This window comes from Dongia mobilis (genome assembly GCF_004363235.1).
Classification (GTDB): Bacteria; Pseudomonadota; Alphaproteobacteria; order Dongiales; family Dongiaceae; genus Dongia; species Dongia mobilis.
This window is the reverse complement of sequence record NZ_SNYW01000001.1, coordinates 60,445-74,017: the sequence shown is the minus strand read 5'-3', so window position 1 is coordinate 74,017 and position 13,573 is coordinate 60,445. Positions and strand designations below refer to the sequence as shown.

Annotated in this window: 15 protein-coding genes; 11 read left to right on the top strand and 4 right to left on the bottom strand. The window is 66.0% G+C overall.

The genetic code is table 11. The features are described 5' to 3' along the window. The first annotated feature begins 54 nt into the window (after window positions 1–54). Complete coding sequence (locus tag A8950_RS00360; protein ID WP_322090917.1) at window positions 55–1,263, top strand: acetate/propionate family kinase; 1,209 nt, start codon at window positions 55–57, stop codon at window positions 1,261–1,263. On the opposite strand, the gene A8950_RS00355 is transcribed toward A8950_RS00360, so the two are convergent. From A8950_RS00355 to A8950_RS00345, 3 genes are all read right to left on the bottom strand, one after another. After that, complete coding sequence (locus A8950_RS00355) at window positions 1,260–2,300, bottom strand: glycosyltransferase family 4 protein (RefSeq protein ID WP_133611497.1); 1,041 nt, start codon at window positions 2,298–2,300, stop codon at window positions 1,260–1,262. The two genes, A8950_RS00360 and A8950_RS00355, sit on opposite strands and share 4 nt — an antisense overlap. Continuing rightward, complete coding sequence (locus A8950_RS00350; protein WP_208109682.1) at window positions 2,297–3,145, bottom strand: UDP-2,3-diacylglucosamine diphosphatase; 849 nt, start codon at window positions 3,143–3,145, stop codon at window positions 2,297–2,299. Before A8950_RS00350 ends, A8950_RS00355 begins: the two co-directional genes overlap by 4 nt. A 159-nt stretch (window positions 3,146–3,304) precedes the next feature. Continuing rightward, window positions 3,305–4,198, bottom strand: a complete 894-nt coding sequence (locus A8950_RS00345; RefSeq protein ID WP_133611495.1) for a LysR family transcriptional regulator — start codon at window positions 4,196–4,198, stop codon at window positions 3,305–3,307. A 166-nt stretch (window positions 4,199–4,364) separates the two neighbouring features. Here A8950_RS00345 and A8950_RS00340 point away from each other — a divergent pair, with 166 nt between their 5' ends. Together A8950_RS00340 and A8950_RS00335 are read left to right on the top strand one after the other, a co-directional pair. After that, window positions 4,365–4,976 carry a glutathione S-transferase family protein gene (locus tag A8950_RS00340; protein ID WP_133611494.1) on the top strand — a complete coding sequence of 204 codons (612 nt, stop codon included), beginning with the start codon at window positions 4,365–4,367 and terminating at the stop codon, window positions 4,974–4,976. Between the two features lie 60 nt (window positions 4,977–5,036). Next, on the top strand, window positions 5,037–6,017 hold the full coding sequence (locus A8950_RS00335) for a pyridoxamine 5'-phosphate oxidase family protein (protein WP_133611493.1): 981 nt from the start codon (window positions 5,037–5,039) through the stop codon (window positions 6,015–6,017). A 4-nt stretch (window positions 6,018–6,021) separates the two neighbouring features. Here A8950_RS00335 and mutM read toward each other — a convergent pair whose 3' ends face one another. Continuing rightward, complete coding sequence (mutM, locus tag A8950_RS00330) at window positions 6,022–6,846, bottom strand: bifunctional DNA-formamidopyrimidine glycosylase/DNA-(apurinic or apyrimidinic site) lyase (protein ID WP_133611492.1); 825 nt, start codon at window positions 6,844–6,846, stop codon at window positions 6,022–6,024. 124 nt (window positions 6,847–6,970) lie between these two features. Between mutM and ubiE the strand changes: the two genes are divergently transcribed. The 8 genes from ubiE to cysK all read left to right on the top strand — a co-directional run bounded on the left by ubiE (window position 6,971) and on the right by cysK (window position 13,492). Beyond that, window positions 6,971–7,750: a bifunctional demethylmenaquinone methyltransferase/2-methoxy-6-polyprenyl-1,4-benzoquinol methylase UbiE gene (gene ubiE, locus A8950_RS00325; RefSeq protein WP_133611491.1), complete on the top strand. Its 780-nt coding sequence runs from the start codon at window positions 6,971–6,973 to the stop codon at window positions 7,748–7,750. A 2-nt stretch (window positions 7,751–7,752) separates the two neighbouring features. Continuing rightward, complete coding sequence (gene ubiB / locus A8950_RS00320) at window positions 7,753–9,306, top strand: 2-polyprenylphenol 6-hydroxylase (RefSeq protein WP_133611490.1); 1,554 nt, start codon at window positions 7,753–7,755, stop codon at window positions 9,304–9,306. A gap of 91 nt (window positions 9,307–9,397) precedes the next feature. After that, entirely contained in the window at window positions 9,398–9,754 is a 357-nt protein-coding gene (locus A8950_RS00315) for a hypothetical protein (RefSeq protein WP_133611489.1), read from the top strand. Window positions 9,755–9,787: 33 nt separating this feature from the next. After that, window positions 9,788–10,231 carry a YqaA family protein gene (locus A8950_RS00310; RefSeq protein ID WP_133611488.1) on the top strand — a complete coding sequence of 148 codons (444 nt, stop codon included), beginning with the start codon at window positions 9,788–9,790 and terminating at the stop codon, window positions 10,229–10,231. Window positions 10,232–10,323: 92 nt separating this feature from the next. Beyond that, entirely contained in the window at window positions 10,324–11,532 is a 1,209-nt protein-coding gene (coaBC, locus tag A8950_RS00305; RefSeq protein WP_133611487.1) for a bifunctional phosphopantothenoylcysteine decarboxylase/phosphopantothenate--cysteine ligase CoaBC, read from the top strand. Beyond that, window positions 11,529–12,011, top strand: a complete 483-nt coding sequence (dut, locus tag A8950_RS00300) for a dUTP diphosphatase (RefSeq protein ID WP_133611486.1) — start codon at window positions 11,529–11,531, stop codon at window positions 12,009–12,011. The genes coaBC and dut overlap by 4 nt, the downstream gene beginning before the upstream one ends. A gap of 31 nt (window positions 12,012–12,042) precedes the next feature. Beyond that, window positions 12,043–12,498, top strand: coding sequence for an RrF2 family transcriptional regulator (locus A8950_RS00295; RefSeq protein WP_133611485.1), 456 nt, complete (start codon window positions 12,043–12,045; stop codon window positions 12,496–12,498). A gap of 31 nt (window positions 12,499–12,529) precedes the next feature. Next, window positions 12,530–13,492, top strand: coding sequence for a cysteine synthase A (cysK, locus tag A8950_RS00290; RefSeq protein WP_133611484.1), 963 nt, complete (start codon window positions 12,530–12,532; stop codon window positions 13,490–13,492). Window positions 13,493–13,573: the final 81 nt, after the last annotated feature.

Sequence of the window (13,573 nt, the reverse complement as noted above, 5' to 3'; positions counted from 1 at the left end):
AGGGCGGGCTGGACCGCAAGGGGGCCCGATGCTGGCCCTTGCCAGCAGGCAGTGTTGACCGCCAGGATCGCCGCCATGCAGCGCCATCTCCTTGCCATCAATGCCGGCTCCTCCAGCATCAAGTTCCAGCTCTTCCGGGCGGACGGTTCCGGCCCGGATGCAAGGCTGGAGCGGCGCCTGGTCGGCCAACTCGACGGCATCGGCAGCCATCCGCGCCTGGTCATCAGGGACGGAGCCGCCGCCATGCTGGTCGATCGCGGCTTCGCAACCGGTGAGGTTGCCTCGGTCGAGGCGGCGCAGGAGATCGTCGCCGACTGGCTCTCGGCATCGGCAACACCGCTCGACGCGATCGGCCACCGGGTGGTCCATGGCGGGGCCGATTTCACCGGGCCGGTGCCGATCGACACAGCCATCCTCGCCCGCATCGCGGCACTGACGCCGCTCGCTCCGCTGCATCAGCCGAAGAATCTGGCACCGATCCACAGCTGGGTGAGGCGGCGGCCCGATTTGCCGCAGGTGGCAAGCTTCGATACCGCCTTCCATCGCAGTCACGGCGCCCTTGCCGATCGTTTTGCCATCCCCGAAGCGCTCTATGCCGAGGGTGTCCGGCGCTATGGCTTTCACGGCCTTTCCTATGAGTTCATCGCCGGCCGCCTGCGCGAGGCGGCACCCAGCCTGGCGTCTGGCCGCGTCATCGTCGCCCATCTCGGCAATGGCTGTTCGCTCTGTGCGCTCAAGGACGGGCGGAGCATCGATTCCAGCATGAGCTTCACCGCGCTGGACGGCGTCGCCATGGGGACGCGGCCGGGGTCGCTCGATCCCGGTGTCGTGCTCTATCTGATGCGCGAGAAGGGCATGGATGCCGCGCGCCTCGAGCGCTTCCTCTATCACGAGTGCGGCTTGAAGGGCATGTCGGGGATCAGCAACGACCTGCGCGTTCTGGAAAAGAGCGACGATCCCCAGGCGCGCTTGGCCCTCGATTTCTTCGTCCACCGCATCGGCAAGGAACTGGGCGCCCTCACCGCCGTGCTGGGTGGCCTCGACGCCCTCGTCTTCACAGCTGGAATCGGCGAGAACGCCGCCGACATCAGGGCCCGCATCGTCGCCATGAGCGCCTGGGCGGGCCTTGCCATCGACCCCGCGAAGAATGCGGCTCGCAGGATGGACATCTCGGCTCCGGAGGCAAAGGCGCGGACGCTGGTCCTGCCCACCGATGAGGAGCGCATGATCGCCCGGCACATGCTGGCCGTGCTGGGCGGCTAGCCGAAGAGGCGCGCCGGCACCAAAGCCAGATTGGCGAGAAACTGCTGTGTCGCCGCCTTCCAGGAAAAGCGCTCGGCCTCGGCGCGGCATTGCAGGCGCGAGAGGGCGCGTGCCCGGGCGATGGCGGCGGCAAGGTCGGCATCGAGGGCACCCGAGACACCCTCGCGGATGATGTCACGGGGGCCGGCCACCGGATAGGCGGCGACGGGAACGCCACTCGCCAGCGCTTCCAGGATGACAAGGCCGAAGGTGTCGGTGAGGCTGGGGAAGACGAAGACATCGGCCGCGGCATAGAGCTGCGCCAGGTCCTCGCCGATCTGCTTGCCGAAGAAATGCGCCTTGGGAAAGCGCGCCCGCAATTGGTCCTGGGCCGGGCCGTCGCCGATCACCACCTGACTGCCCGGCAGGTCCAGGGAAAGGAAAGCCTCGAGATTCTTTTCGACCGCAAGGCGGCCGACATAAAGATGCACCGGGCGCGGCAGGTCGCCGAGGGGCTGTTGCGCATTGGCCCGCGGCCGCGGGCGGAACAGCCTGGTATCGACCCCGCGCGACCAGCGCTTGATGCGCTGGAAACCCTTTTCGCGCAATTCCGCCTCGATCGAGGGCGTCGCCACCATGACGGCCTGGGCGGCGTTGTGAAAGCGCCGCAGCCAGGCATAGGAGAGCGAGATGGGCAGGCCGAAGCGCGCCGCGATGTATTCCGGAAAGCGGGTGTGATAGGCGGTGGTGAAGGGGAGATTTCGCTTCAGGCAATAGCGCCGCGCGGCATGGCCCAGCGGCCCCTCGGTCGCGATATGGATGGCATCCGGCCTGAGGGCCTCGAGCCGTGCGGCCAGGCGGCGATAGGGAAAGATGGCGAGGCGGATCTCGGGATAGGTCGGACAGGGTATCGAGCGGAAGCTTTGCGGCGAGAGGATGGTCGGGCGATGGCCGGCGGCAATGAGCTCGTCATGAGTGCGGCCGATGGTGTGCACGACGCCGTTCACCTGCGGTGCCCAGGCATCGGTGACGATGGCGATGCTGAGCGAGCGGGTCATTCGGCGGCCGTCGGCACGGCTGACGGCGCCGGAGCGGGAATCGCGGCCGGCGGGGCGAGTGCCGGCAGCATGGCGAGGTGGCGCGCCTTCGCCCAGTGCACGATTTCCAGCCTGCCATCGGGATGCTCGACCAGCGCGGTGCAGCTTTCCACCCAGTCTCCGTCATTGGCATAGAGCGTACCGTCGATCTCCTTCAGGGCCGCCTGGTGGATATGGCCGCAGACGATGCCGTCGAAGCCGCGCCGCTTGGCCTCGGCCGTCACCGTATGCTCGAAATCGGCGATGAACTTGACCGCATCCTTGACGCGCGACTTGAGCCAGGCCGAGAGCGACCAATAGGGATAGCCGAAAGCAACGCGCAGCCGGTTGAACCAGTGGTTTAGGGCAAGCGCCAGGGTATAGGCGGAATCGCCCAGTTTCGCGAGCCAGGGCGCATAGCGCACGATACCGTCGAAGGCATCGCCATGGATGATGAGCAGGCGCCTGCCATCGGCCGTCACGTGCTCGGCCTCGTTCATCACCTTGACGTCGCCGAAAGCGTGATCGTCGTAATCGCGCAAGGGTTCGTCGTGATTGCCCGGCACATAGATCACATGGGTGCCCTTGCGTGCCTTGCGGAGCAGCTTCTGCACCACGTCGTTATGGGCCTGGGGCCAGAACCATCCCTTGGAGAGGCGCCAGCAATCGATGATGTCGCCGATCAGGTAGATGTAATCGGCGTCGTTGTTTTTGAGGAAATCGAGCAGGTAATCGGCCTTGCAGCCGCGCGTGCCGAGATGCACGTCGGAGATGAAGATCGCGCGGTAGCGCGTTGCTGTTTCCGACATCTGCGCCATGGCGTTCATGAGGTCTTGCCGACTCGCCAGTGATTGCACTGGCCCGCTCATAGCGACAAATGCGTTGCAGGATGATGACGCGGTCAGCTTTGCCGCAAGGCAGCGCAGGATTTCATGCCGGCGTCATGCGGGTGACGCCAACCTGTCACGCAAGGCGCGCCGAACCCATTAGGCGAGCTTGGCGCGCAGGCGCGGTGTCGCGAAATCGAGGAAGGCGCGCATCTTGAGCGGCAGGGCGCCCTGGGCGACATGGACGAAATGGATCGGCCAGGCGGGTGGTTCGAATGCCTCGAGGACAGGCACGAGTGTGCCCGCGGCTACTGCCTTCGCCGCCTGGTAGGAGAGGACGCGGGTAATACCGGTGCCGGCGATGGCGGCATCGATGGCCGCCTCGGCCGTGGTGACGCTGAGCCGCGTGCGAACCGGGACGGCCATGTCACGCTTGCCGTCGTGAAACATCCAGAATTTCGATGGCGTCATGTTCTCGAAGCTGACGCAATCGTGGTGGATGAGATCGGCGAGCTTCGTCGGCGTACCGCAGCGCTTCAGATAATCGGGGCTGGCATAGGCCGAACGCCGTGTCGTGCCGAGGCGCGTCGCCACCAGATTGCTGTCGGGCAGATTGCCGATGCGCAAGGCGGCATCGATATGGTCGTCGATGAGGTTGGAGAGGCGATCGCCGAGGACGAGGCGCAGCGTGATCTCGGGGAAGGCCTGCAGGAACTCGGCAACCACCGGCAGCAGATGCAGCCGCCCGAAGACGATCGGCGCTGTCACCGTAAGCTCGCCCCTGGGCGTCAGATATTCGCCGGCCGCCTGCCGCTCGGCTTCCTCGACCCGGCCGAGGATTTCCCTGGCGGCGGCGAGATAGTCGCGGCCCGTTTCGGTGAGTTGCACCTGGCGATTGGTGCGGATGAGCAGGCGGGCATTCAGATGCGCTTCCAGTTCCGCCACCTTGCGGCTGACGGTGGCGAGCGGCGCCCGCAACTGACGGGCCGCGGCGGAGAGGCTGCCAGCCTCGGCCACCGCGACTAGGAGCGCCATCGCTTCCAGCCGATCCATGCAGCGCCTCCTGGGAAACTAGCCCTCGATTACCCTCTCATTAATTGGGAGGGTAATTCTCAAACTGGCATCCTACTGCAAATTCTCGGGAGGACATAGCTTCTGGGGCAGATCGCGCATTCGGATGCCCCAGCCTTTTCACCAGTTCTGTCGAGGAGTTGCCCGCATGAAGCTCTATCACCATCCCCTTTCCGGTCACGCGCACCGCGCCCGCCTGTTCCTCTCGCTGCTGGGCATTCCCCACGAACTGGTCCCGGTCGACCTCGCCGAGGGTGCCCACAAGGCGCCGGATTTCCTGAAGCTCAACCCGTTCGGCCAGGTGCCGGTGCTGGATGATGACGGCGTCATCGTCACCGATTCCAATGCCATCCTGGTCTATCTGGCGAAAAAGCATCGGCGCGGCGACTGGCTGCCGGAGGAACCCCTGGCCGCTGCCAGGGTGCAGAAATGGCTGTCGGTCGCCGCCGGAGAGATCGCATATGGACCGGCGGCGGCGCGACTCGTCGCCGTGTTTGGCGCCGGTTTCCAGCCGGAAGAGGTCCTTGCCCGCGCGCATCATGTGCTGAAGCTGATCGATGCCGAATTGAGCGCCCATCCCTTCATCGCCGGGACGGCGCCGACCATCGCCGATCTGGCGCTCTACAGCTACATCGCCGCCGCGCCGGAAGGGAATGTGGATCTCTTGGCCTATGCCCATGTGCGGGCCTGGCTGGTTCGGATCGAGGCCCTGCCGGGCTTCGTCGCGTTCCAGAAAACGCCCGCCGGCCTGGCGGCGTAGGTATCGAACCGGCACGGGAGACAGATCCGGCACCCCGTGCCGGGCTTGAAAGGACGATAGATGACCAACATCACGGCCACACCCGCATTGCCTTGGCATGAGGGCGAAATTTCCCTGCAGCGCGACGCCGGCGTTGCCGAACGCATGGCGGAAGTGGGGCGGCGGGTCATCCGCGACTGGATGCCGGACCAGCACCGCGCCTTCTTCGCGCAACTGCCCTTCGTCGTGCTGGGATCGGTGGATCCGGCCGGCGACGCATGGGCGACGTTGCGGGCGAATATGCCGGGCTTCATGCATTCACCGACACCGACTAGCCTTGAGGTCAATCTGGCGCGCGATCCGGGCGATCCGGCGGAAGCGGGCCTCGAAGACGGCGATGCCGTCGGGCTGCTGGGCATCGAATTGCACACAAGGCGACGCAACCGGGCAAACGGGACCGTGCGGCGGGTTGACGAGAACGGCTTTACCCTCGCCGTCGAACAGAGTTTCGGCAATTGCCCGCAATATATCCAGATGCGCCGGTTCGACTTCACCCGCGCGCCCGACCGGTTGCAGCCGACCGAGTCGGTTCAGCAGCTTGACCCCCGCGATGACCGCGCCCGGAAAATGATCGCCACCGCCGACACGTTCTTCGTCGCCTCCTATGCCGACCGGCCCGATGGCACGCGGCAGGTGGATGTGTCGCATCGCGGCGGCAAACCGGGCTTCGTGCATATAAGCGAGGCAGGTGTTCTCACCGTGCCGGATTTTGCCGGCAACCTGTTCTTCAACACGCTTGGCAATTTCCGCATCAATCCGCGTGCCGGACTGGTCTTTGTCGATTTTGCAACCGGTGATTTGCTGCAGATCACCGGAATTCCGGAGGTCATACTCGACGGGCCGGAGATCGCCGCCTTCCGGGGCGCCGAGCGCTTCTGGCGCGTGACCCCCACCCGCATCCTCTACCGCCCGGCCGCCTTGCCGTTGCGCTGGACGGATGAGCCGGACGGCGCCTCACCCAGATCGCTCGCCACCGGCGATTGGGCCGCCTTGACGCCGTGACCGGCTAGCGCTGGTCGGTGGGGCAATAGAAGGTCGAGCGCCCGCCCTGGGTGAGGCGCCTGATCGGGCCGCCGCAAATCCGGCAGGGCTCGCCCTCGCGGTCATAGACCTTCCAGCGGTGCTGAAAATAGCCAAGCTCGCCATTGGCTTGCACGTAATCGCGCAAAGAGGAGCCGCCGGCCTTGATGGCGTCCTTCAGTACCTGCTTGATGGCGGCGGCGAGTTTCGCCGCGCGCTCGCCCTGCACCGTGCCGGCCTGGCGCTTCGGGCTGATTCCGGCGCGGTGGAGGGCTTCGGATGCATAGATGTTGCCGACCCCCACCACCAGGCGCTGGTCCATGATGGCAAGCTTCACCGCGGTCTTGCGGCCCTTCAGCATGGCGGCCAGCGCCTTGCCGTCGAAGGCGGGGTCCAGGGGTTCCAGCCCGAGGCCGCGAATCAGCTTGTGGCCGGCGAAATCGGCGGCGGCGACGAGATCCATCATGCCGAAGCGGCGCGCATCATTGAAACGCACGCAGGTGCCGTCATCGATGTCGAAGACGACGTGGTCGTGACGGTCGAGCAGCGCGGGGCGCTTCTCGTTCACCACCATCGAGCCGGACATGCCGAGATGGACCAGCAGGATCTGCCCGTCATCGAGGTCGATGACGATGTATTTGGCGCGCCGGCGGATCGCCTCGACCCGCCGCCCGGCCAGCCGCGAAGCAAAATCCGCCGGAAAGGGAAAGCGCAGGTTCGCGCGGCGCTGCTCGACATGGACGAGGCGGCGGCCCAGCAATTTCAGCGCCAGGCCGCGGCAGACGGTTTCGACTTCGGGCAATTCGGGCATGGGTTCACCTGTGGTGCCGGCACCAGCGGTAGGATACCCGCCCCCCTGCGTCAAGACATCGCCTCGGCAGGCTGGCTTCCCCCGGCATCTGCCGCTAAAGTCCCGGCCAAACAGGAAAGATTCGATGCCCGCCGAGCGACCCCAGGACCCAACGCAAACTGCCGAATCGGACGCCACCTGGTTCGGCTATCGCCAGATCGGGATGGCGGAGAAGGCCGGCCTGGTGCAGGGCGTCTTTTCCTCGGTCGCCGGCAAATACGACCTGATGAACGATTTGATGTCGGGCGGCATCCATCGCCTGTGGAAGGCGGCGATGCTGGACTGGCTGAGCCCGCGCCCCAACTGGAACAGCCTGGACGTGGCCGGCGGTACCGGCGACATCGCCTTCCGCCTCCTCGCACGTCAGCCGACGGCCCATGTGACAATCTGCGATCTTACCCCGGCGATGCTGGAAGTGGGCCGCGACCGGGCGATCGACCGCGGCATCCTTTCCGGCCTCGACTGGGTCAGCGGCAATGCCGAGGATCTGCCCTTCGACGAGATGCAGTTCGATTCCTACACCATCGCCTTCGGCCTGCGGAATGTCGGGCGGCAGCAGCGGGCCCTTCAGGAGGCCTATCGCGTCTTGAAGCCGGGCGGGCGCTTCCTCTGTCTGGAATTCAGCCATGTGGCTCTGCCCGCTTTGGCCAAGCTCTATGACGTCTATTCCTTCCAGGTGCTGCCCTGGCTGGGCGAGATGGTGGCGAAGGACCGCGCTTCCTACCAGTACCTGGTCGAATCGATCCGCAAGTTCCCGACCCAGGACAATCTGGCCGCGATGATGACCAGGGCCGGCTTCCGCCAGGTCACCTATCGCAACCTGACCGGCGGCATCGCGGCGCTGCATTCCGGCTGGCGGATCTAGGCATGTTCCGCACGCTGCGCTCGCTCTATCGCCTTTCTGCCATCGCCATCTGCTTTGCACGGCATGGTGCGCTCAGTCCCTTCGAGGCCGCCCTTTCCAATGCCGGCATCGCCCCCGTCCTGCTGTTCGGGGCGCGCATCCTGTTCGGCCGGCCGATCGACGGCAGGCGCCCCGGCGAGCGCCTGGCAGCGGCCCTCTCGGAACTCGGCCCCGCCTTCATCAAGCTGGGCCAGGTGCTCTCCACCCGCTCGGACCTGCTGGGCGAACAGGTGGCGGCGGATCTCGCCAAACTGCAGGACCAGCTGCCGGCCTTCAGCGCCTTCGAGGCGAAAAGCCGGATCGAGGACGAACTGGGCGCGTCGCTATCCGAACTCTTCGCGCAATTCGACGACGAGCCGGTCTCGGCCGCCTCGATCAGCCAGGTGCATTTCGCCGTCACCGCCCCGGCGCCGGATTTTCCCGACGGCCAGCCGGTCGCGGTGAAGGTGCTGCGCCCCGGCATCGAGGAGCGCTTCCAGGCCGATATCGACCTGCTGCTCTGGGTTGCCGAGATGATCGAGCGCACGCAGCCGAAATTGCGGCGCCTGAAGCCGGTCGAGGTGGTGCGGACCTTCGCCGCCACGGTCCGGATCGAGATGGATCTGCGGCTCGAAGCCGCCTCGGCCTCCGAACTCCGCGACAATTTCGAGGGCGATCCCACCTATCGCGTGCCGGTGATCGACTGGTCGCGCACGGCGCGGCGGGTCATGACCCAGGAACGCATGATCGGCATCCCGATGGATGACGGCCCGGCCATGCGCGAGGCCGGCCTTGACGTAGACGAGGTGCTGACCAAGGCCGCCGCGATCTTCTTCAACCAGGCCTTCCGCGACGGCTATTTCCACGGCGACCAGCATCCCGGCAACATGACGGTGGGCTTTGACGGTGCCATCCAGGTGGTCGATTTCGGCATCATGGGAAGGCTTGATCGCAAGACGCGCTTCTATCTGGCCGACATGCTGCTGGGCTTCCTCGAGCGCGACTACATGCGTGTCGCCAAGGTGCATGTCGAGGCCGGCTATCTGCCGCAGACGCAATCCCTCGACGAATTCGCCCTCGCCCTGCGCTCGATCGGCGAGCCGATCCAGGGAAGGCCGCTGCACGAGATCAGTTTCGCCACCATGTTGGGCCAGCTGTTCTCGATCGCCGAAACCTTCGACATGGAGGTACAGCCGCAATTGCTGCTCCTCCAGAAGAACATGCTGATGGCCGAAGGCGTCTCGCGGCAATTGAACCCGACGCTCAACATCTGGACCCTTGCCCGGCCGCTGATCGAACAATGGATGATCGAGAACCGGGGGCCGAAGGCGCGCCTCGAGCAGGGCATCGTCGATTTCCTCGACGTGATCGAGCGCGGCCCCGCGGTCCTCAAGAATGTCGACCGGCTGGTGAGCCATCTGGCCGAAGGCGGGTTGAAGCTCGATCCCGAGGCCTTGCGCGTCATCAACCGCACCGGCTCCAATTGGTGGCTCTGGATCATCATCGCGGTGCTGACGGCGGCCTTGCTGTTCCGGTGAGCGGCTGTTCCGGTGGGCTGATCCTGGCCACCGGTCATCCAGGGCGATCCGAGTTGCGTACTGAGACCGCAACTTCACCCGGGAGACCCTGATGACCCTGAATAGACTGTTCCTGGCTGGCGCCTTCCTGCTGGCCAGCATGAATGCAACCCTTGCGGCACCGGCCAACGGCGCCGCCATCGAGGCGGCCATCAGCGGCAATACGGTCGCCGGCAATATGGATGCCAGCGGGCCGTACGCCGAATTCTACGAGGCCGGCGGCACCATCAGGGGCGACGGTTATACCGGCAAATGGTCGATCGAAGGCGATACCATGTGTTTCGAATATGAGGGTACGGCCAAGGATTGCTGGGCGGCCGAGATCAGCGGCGATCAGGTTCGCTGGCTGAAGGACGGCGCCAGCGGTGGTACCGGCACGATCCTCCCCGGAAACGCCAACAATTTCTGACAAGTCGATGCGACCGGCTATAGTGCCGGTCGCATGACTCCGCTCGCCTTTTTCACCCTCTTCCTCTCGGCCTTCGGCGCCGCCACCATCTTGCCGGGCTCGTCGGAAGTGGTCTTTTCCGCACTGCTGCTCGAACACCCGGATGCCCTTTGGCTGCTCCTCGCCGTGGCCACGATCGGCAACACCCTGGGCTCGGCGTTCAACTGGGTGCTGGGGCGTTTCCTGGTGCATTTCCAGGACCGGAAATGGTTTCCCGTTTCACCTCGCCGCCTCGACCAGGCCAGCAACCTGTTCCAGCGCTTCGGTTATCCCTTGCTGCTGCTGGCCTGGGTGCCGGTGATCGGCGATCCGCTGACCGTGGCGGCGGGCGTGCTGCGGGCACGGTTCCTGCCCTTCCTGATCCTCGTTTTCATCGGCAAGGCGGGCCGTTATGGCGTATTGGCCTCGTTCGTCTGGGCGGCATCGGCGCCTAGTTGAGCCGGCAAACCAGCCGCCCGCACCTTGAATTTCGTCACCAACGCCAGTAAATACCGTTATTCACTGTGGAATGGGCGATCAGGATCAGCGAAATGAGCGCCAGCAAGCGGGTTCTCCTCATCATTGCCGGCGGCATCGCGGCCTACAAGTCGCTGGATCTGATCCGGCGCGGGCGTGAGCGCGGGTTCTCCTTCCGCGTCATCCTGACCAAAGGCGGGGCGCAGTTCGTCACACCGCTCGCGGTCTCCTCGCTGGCCGGCGACCGGGTCTATTCGGATCTCTTTTCTCTCACCGACGAAGCCGAGATGGGTCATATCCGCCTGGTGCGCGAGGCCGATCTGATCGTCGTGGCGCCGGCCACGGCCGATCTCATCGCCAAGATGGCGCTGGGCCTCGCCGATGATCTCGCCTCCACCGCCCTGCTCGCCAATGACAAGCCGGTGCTGATTGCCCCTTCCATGAATGCCGTCATGTGGGCGAGCCCCGCGGTGCAGGCTAATGTCGCCACCCTGCGCGGGCGCGGCGTCCATGTCATCGGTCCCGGCGCCGGCGATCTTGCCTGCGGCGAGGTGGGCGACGGGCGCCTCGCCGATCCGCTCGAGATTCTGGCCGCCATGCTGCGGCTTGCAGCACCTGGACCGCTTGCCGGCATGAATGCGCTCGTCACCTCGGGCCCCACCTATGAGGCGATCGACCCGGTGCGCTTCATCGGCAACCGCTCGTCCGGCAAACAGGGCCATGCCATCGCGGCGGCCCTCGCCGCGGCCGGCGCCAGCACCACCCTGGTGAGCGGCCCCACCGCCGAGCCCGACCCCGCCGGCTGCAAGGTGATCCATATCGAAAGTGCCAGCGAGATGCTGGCGGCGGCGCAAGGCGCGCTGCCAGCCGACATCGCCATCTGTGCCGCGGCCGTTGCCGATTGGCGCCCGGCCCAGCTTGCCAACCAGAAGATGAAGAAGCGCGAGGGCGGCGAGCCGCCGCGGATCGAGCTTGCCACCAATCCGGACATCCTGGCGACCTTGTCTGCCCCCGGCCCGCAGCGGCCGCGCCTTGTCATCGGCTTCGCCGCCGAGACCGAGCGCGTCGCCGAATTCGCGCAAGCCAAGCGGCGCAAGAAGCAATGCGACTGGATCCTCGCCAATGACGTCTCGCCCGCCACCGGCACCTTCGGCGGCGCGGAGAACGAAGTTCATTTCATCACCGCATCCGGCGCGGAAAGCTGGCCGCGCCTCACTAAGCGCGCGCTGGCGACGCGCCTCGTGGATCGCATCGCGCAGCATTTCGGAAAGTCGGTCGCATGAGTGCCGCCAGCGTTCCCGTCAGCGCCCCCGTCAGCGTTGCCGTCAGGCGCCTTGCCCATGGCGCCGATCTGCCATTGCCGGACTATGCCACGGCGGGTGCGGCGGCGCTCGACCTGCTGGCGGCGGTGGCGGCCCCGGTGACGCTCCCGCCCCTCGGCCGCGCGCTCATTCCGACCGGCATCGCCATTGCCCTTCCCGCCGGTTACGAGGCGCAAGTACGGCCGCGTTCGGGGCTGGCGCTGAAGCAGGGAATCACCGTGCTCAATGCGCCGGGCACCATCGATGCCGATTACCGTGGCGAGCTGGGCGTCATCCTTATCAACCTGTCGGACGCACCCGTCACCATCCGGCGCGGCGACCGCATCGCCCAGCTTGTGCTGGCCGAGGTCGCGCGCCTCGCCTGGAACGAGGTGGCGGAACTGCCGGAAACGCCACGCGGCAGCGGCGGCTTCGGCTCGACCGGCGTCGCCGCGCGCTGAAGCAGTTCAATTCTGTTCGGGGAAGATCATCGTGCTGCATCCATCGAAACGACTGCTGTTTGCCATCGAGGCGGTACTCGACATCGCCTATTACGGCGGCTCGCAGCCGGTGCAATCGGGCGAGATTTCCGAGCGTCAGGGCATCCCGCGCCGCTATCTGGAACAGGTGCTGCAGCATCTGGTCCGGAGCGGCATCCTGGCCGGCCATCGCGGTCCCAAGGGCGGCTATGTGCTGGCGCGCGAGCGGCGGCGCATCAATCTGGGCGAGATCGTGCGCGCGGTGCGCCAGTTCGAGGGCCAGCCGGACCCGGTGCAGACCGCCGGCGGCTCGCGTGTCGCCCTCGAGATCGTGCGGCCGATCTGGCGCGAATTGCAGCAGGAGATGCTGGGACGTCTCGATTCGGTGACGCTGGAGGATCTCTGCCAGAAGGCGCAGGTCGCCGGCATCCAGACCGATGCCATGCACCGCCTCGATTTCAGCATCTGAACCGACCACCAATACGCAAGGATCACCCATCATGAGCAGCGCATCCGCCACCTTCCGCGGCAAGATCTACGACAACTTCCTCGCCACCATCGGGGCGACGCCGGTCGTCCGCCTGGCCAAGCTGGCGAAGGCGGAAGGCGTGTCGGCCGATCTTCTGGGCAAGCTGGAATTCTTCAATCCGCTCTCCTCGGTCAAGGATCGCATCGGCCTTGCCATGATCGAGGCGCTGGAGCAGAGCGGCAAGTTGCAGCCGGGCGGCACGCTGATCGAGCCCACTTCCGGCAATACCGGCATTGCCCTCGCCTTCGTGGCGGCGGCCAAGGGCTATCGCCTCATCCTCACCATGCCGGAAAGCATGTCGCTGGAGCGGCGCAAGATGCTGCGCCTCTTGGGCGCCGAACTGGAACTGACCCCGGCCGCGCGCGGCATGTCGGGCGCCATCCAGCGGGCCGAGGAACTGGCGGCGGCAACACCCGGCGCCGTCATCCCGCAGCAGTTCAAGAACCTCGCCAATCCCGAGATCCACCGCCGCACCACGGTGCAGGAGATCCTCGAGGATTGCGATGGCCGGCTCGATTATTTCGTTTCGGGCGTCGGCACCGGCGGCACCATCACCGGCGTGGGCGAGGTGCTGAAGAAGGAAATTCCCGGCGTGAAGATCGTGGCGGTGGAGCCGGAGGACAGCCCGGTGCTTTCCGGCGGCCAGCCCGGCCCGCACAAGATCCAGGGCATCGGCGCCGGCTTCGTCCCGGAAATCCTCAACAAGGGCATCATCGACGAGGTGCTGCGCATCTCCAACGCCAACGCCTTTGCCATGGCGCGCAAGGCGGCGAAACTGGAAGGCATGCCGGTCGGCATCTCGTCCGGGGCAGCTCTCACCGCCGGCATCGAGCTTGGCCAGCGGCCGGAAGCGGCGGGCAAGCGCATCCTCGTGGTCCTCCCCTCCTCGGCCGAGCGCTATCTCTCCACCGCCCTGTTCGAGGGGCTGGAGTGAGGAAAGAAGGCCCCACCCTCACCGCATCCTCTCTCCATTCGAGGAAGAGGTCAGGGTGAGTGGGTTCGCCGAATAGGATTC

Excerpts from the sequence above, each read along its gene's own strand:
- A8950_RS00355 (WP_133611497.1), bottom strand. The coding sequence starts at position 2,300 with ATGACCCGCTCGCTCAGCATCGCCATCGTCACCGATGCCTGGGCACCG.
- A8950_RS00350 (WP_208109682.1), bottom strand. The coding sequence starts at position 3,145 with ATGAACGCCATGGCGCAGATGTCGGAAACAGCAACGCGCTACCGCGCG.
- A8950_RS00345 (WP_133611495.1), bottom strand. The coding sequence starts at position 4,198 with ATGGATCGGCTGGAAGCGATGGCGCTCCTAGTCGCGGTGGCCGAGGCT.
- A8950_RS00340 (WP_133611494.1), top strand. The coding sequence starts at position 4,365 with ATGAAGCTCTATCACCATCCCCTTTCCGGTCACGCGCACCGCGCCCGC.
- A8950_RS00335 (WP_133611493.1), top strand. The coding sequence starts at position 5,037 with ATGACCAACATCACGGCCACACCCGCATTGCCTTGGCATGAGGGCGAA.
- mutM (WP_133611492.1), bottom strand. The coding sequence starts at position 6,846 with ATGCCCGAATTGCCCGAAGTCGAAACCGTCTGCCGCGGCCTGGCGCTG.
- ubiE (WP_133611491.1), top strand. The coding sequence starts at position 6,971 with ATGCCCGCCGAGCGACCCCAGGACCCAACGCAAACTGCCGAATCGGAC.
- ubiB (WP_133611490.1), top strand. The coding sequence starts at position 7,753 with ATGTTCCGCACGCTGCGCTCGCTCTATCGCCTTTCTGCCATCGCCATC.
- A8950_RS00315 (WP_133611489.1), top strand. The coding sequence starts at position 9,398 with ATGACCCTGAATAGACTGTTCCTGGCTGGCGCCTTCCTGCTGGCCAGC.
- A8950_RS00310 (WP_133611488.1), top strand. The coding sequence starts at position 9,788 with ATGACTCCGCTCGCCTTTTTCACCCTCTTCCTCTCGGCCTTCGGCGCC.
- coaBC (WP_133611487.1), top strand. The coding sequence starts at position 10,324 with ATGAGCGCCAGCAAGCGGGTTCTCCTCATCATTGCCGGCGGCATCGCG.
- dut (WP_133611486.1), top strand. The coding sequence starts at position 11,529 with ATGAGTGCCGCCAGCGTTCCCGTCAGCGCCCCCGTCAGCGTTGCCGTC.
- cysK (WP_133611484.1), top strand. The coding sequence starts at position 12,530 with ATGAGCAGCGCATCCGCCACCTTCCGCGGCAAGATCTACGACAACTTC.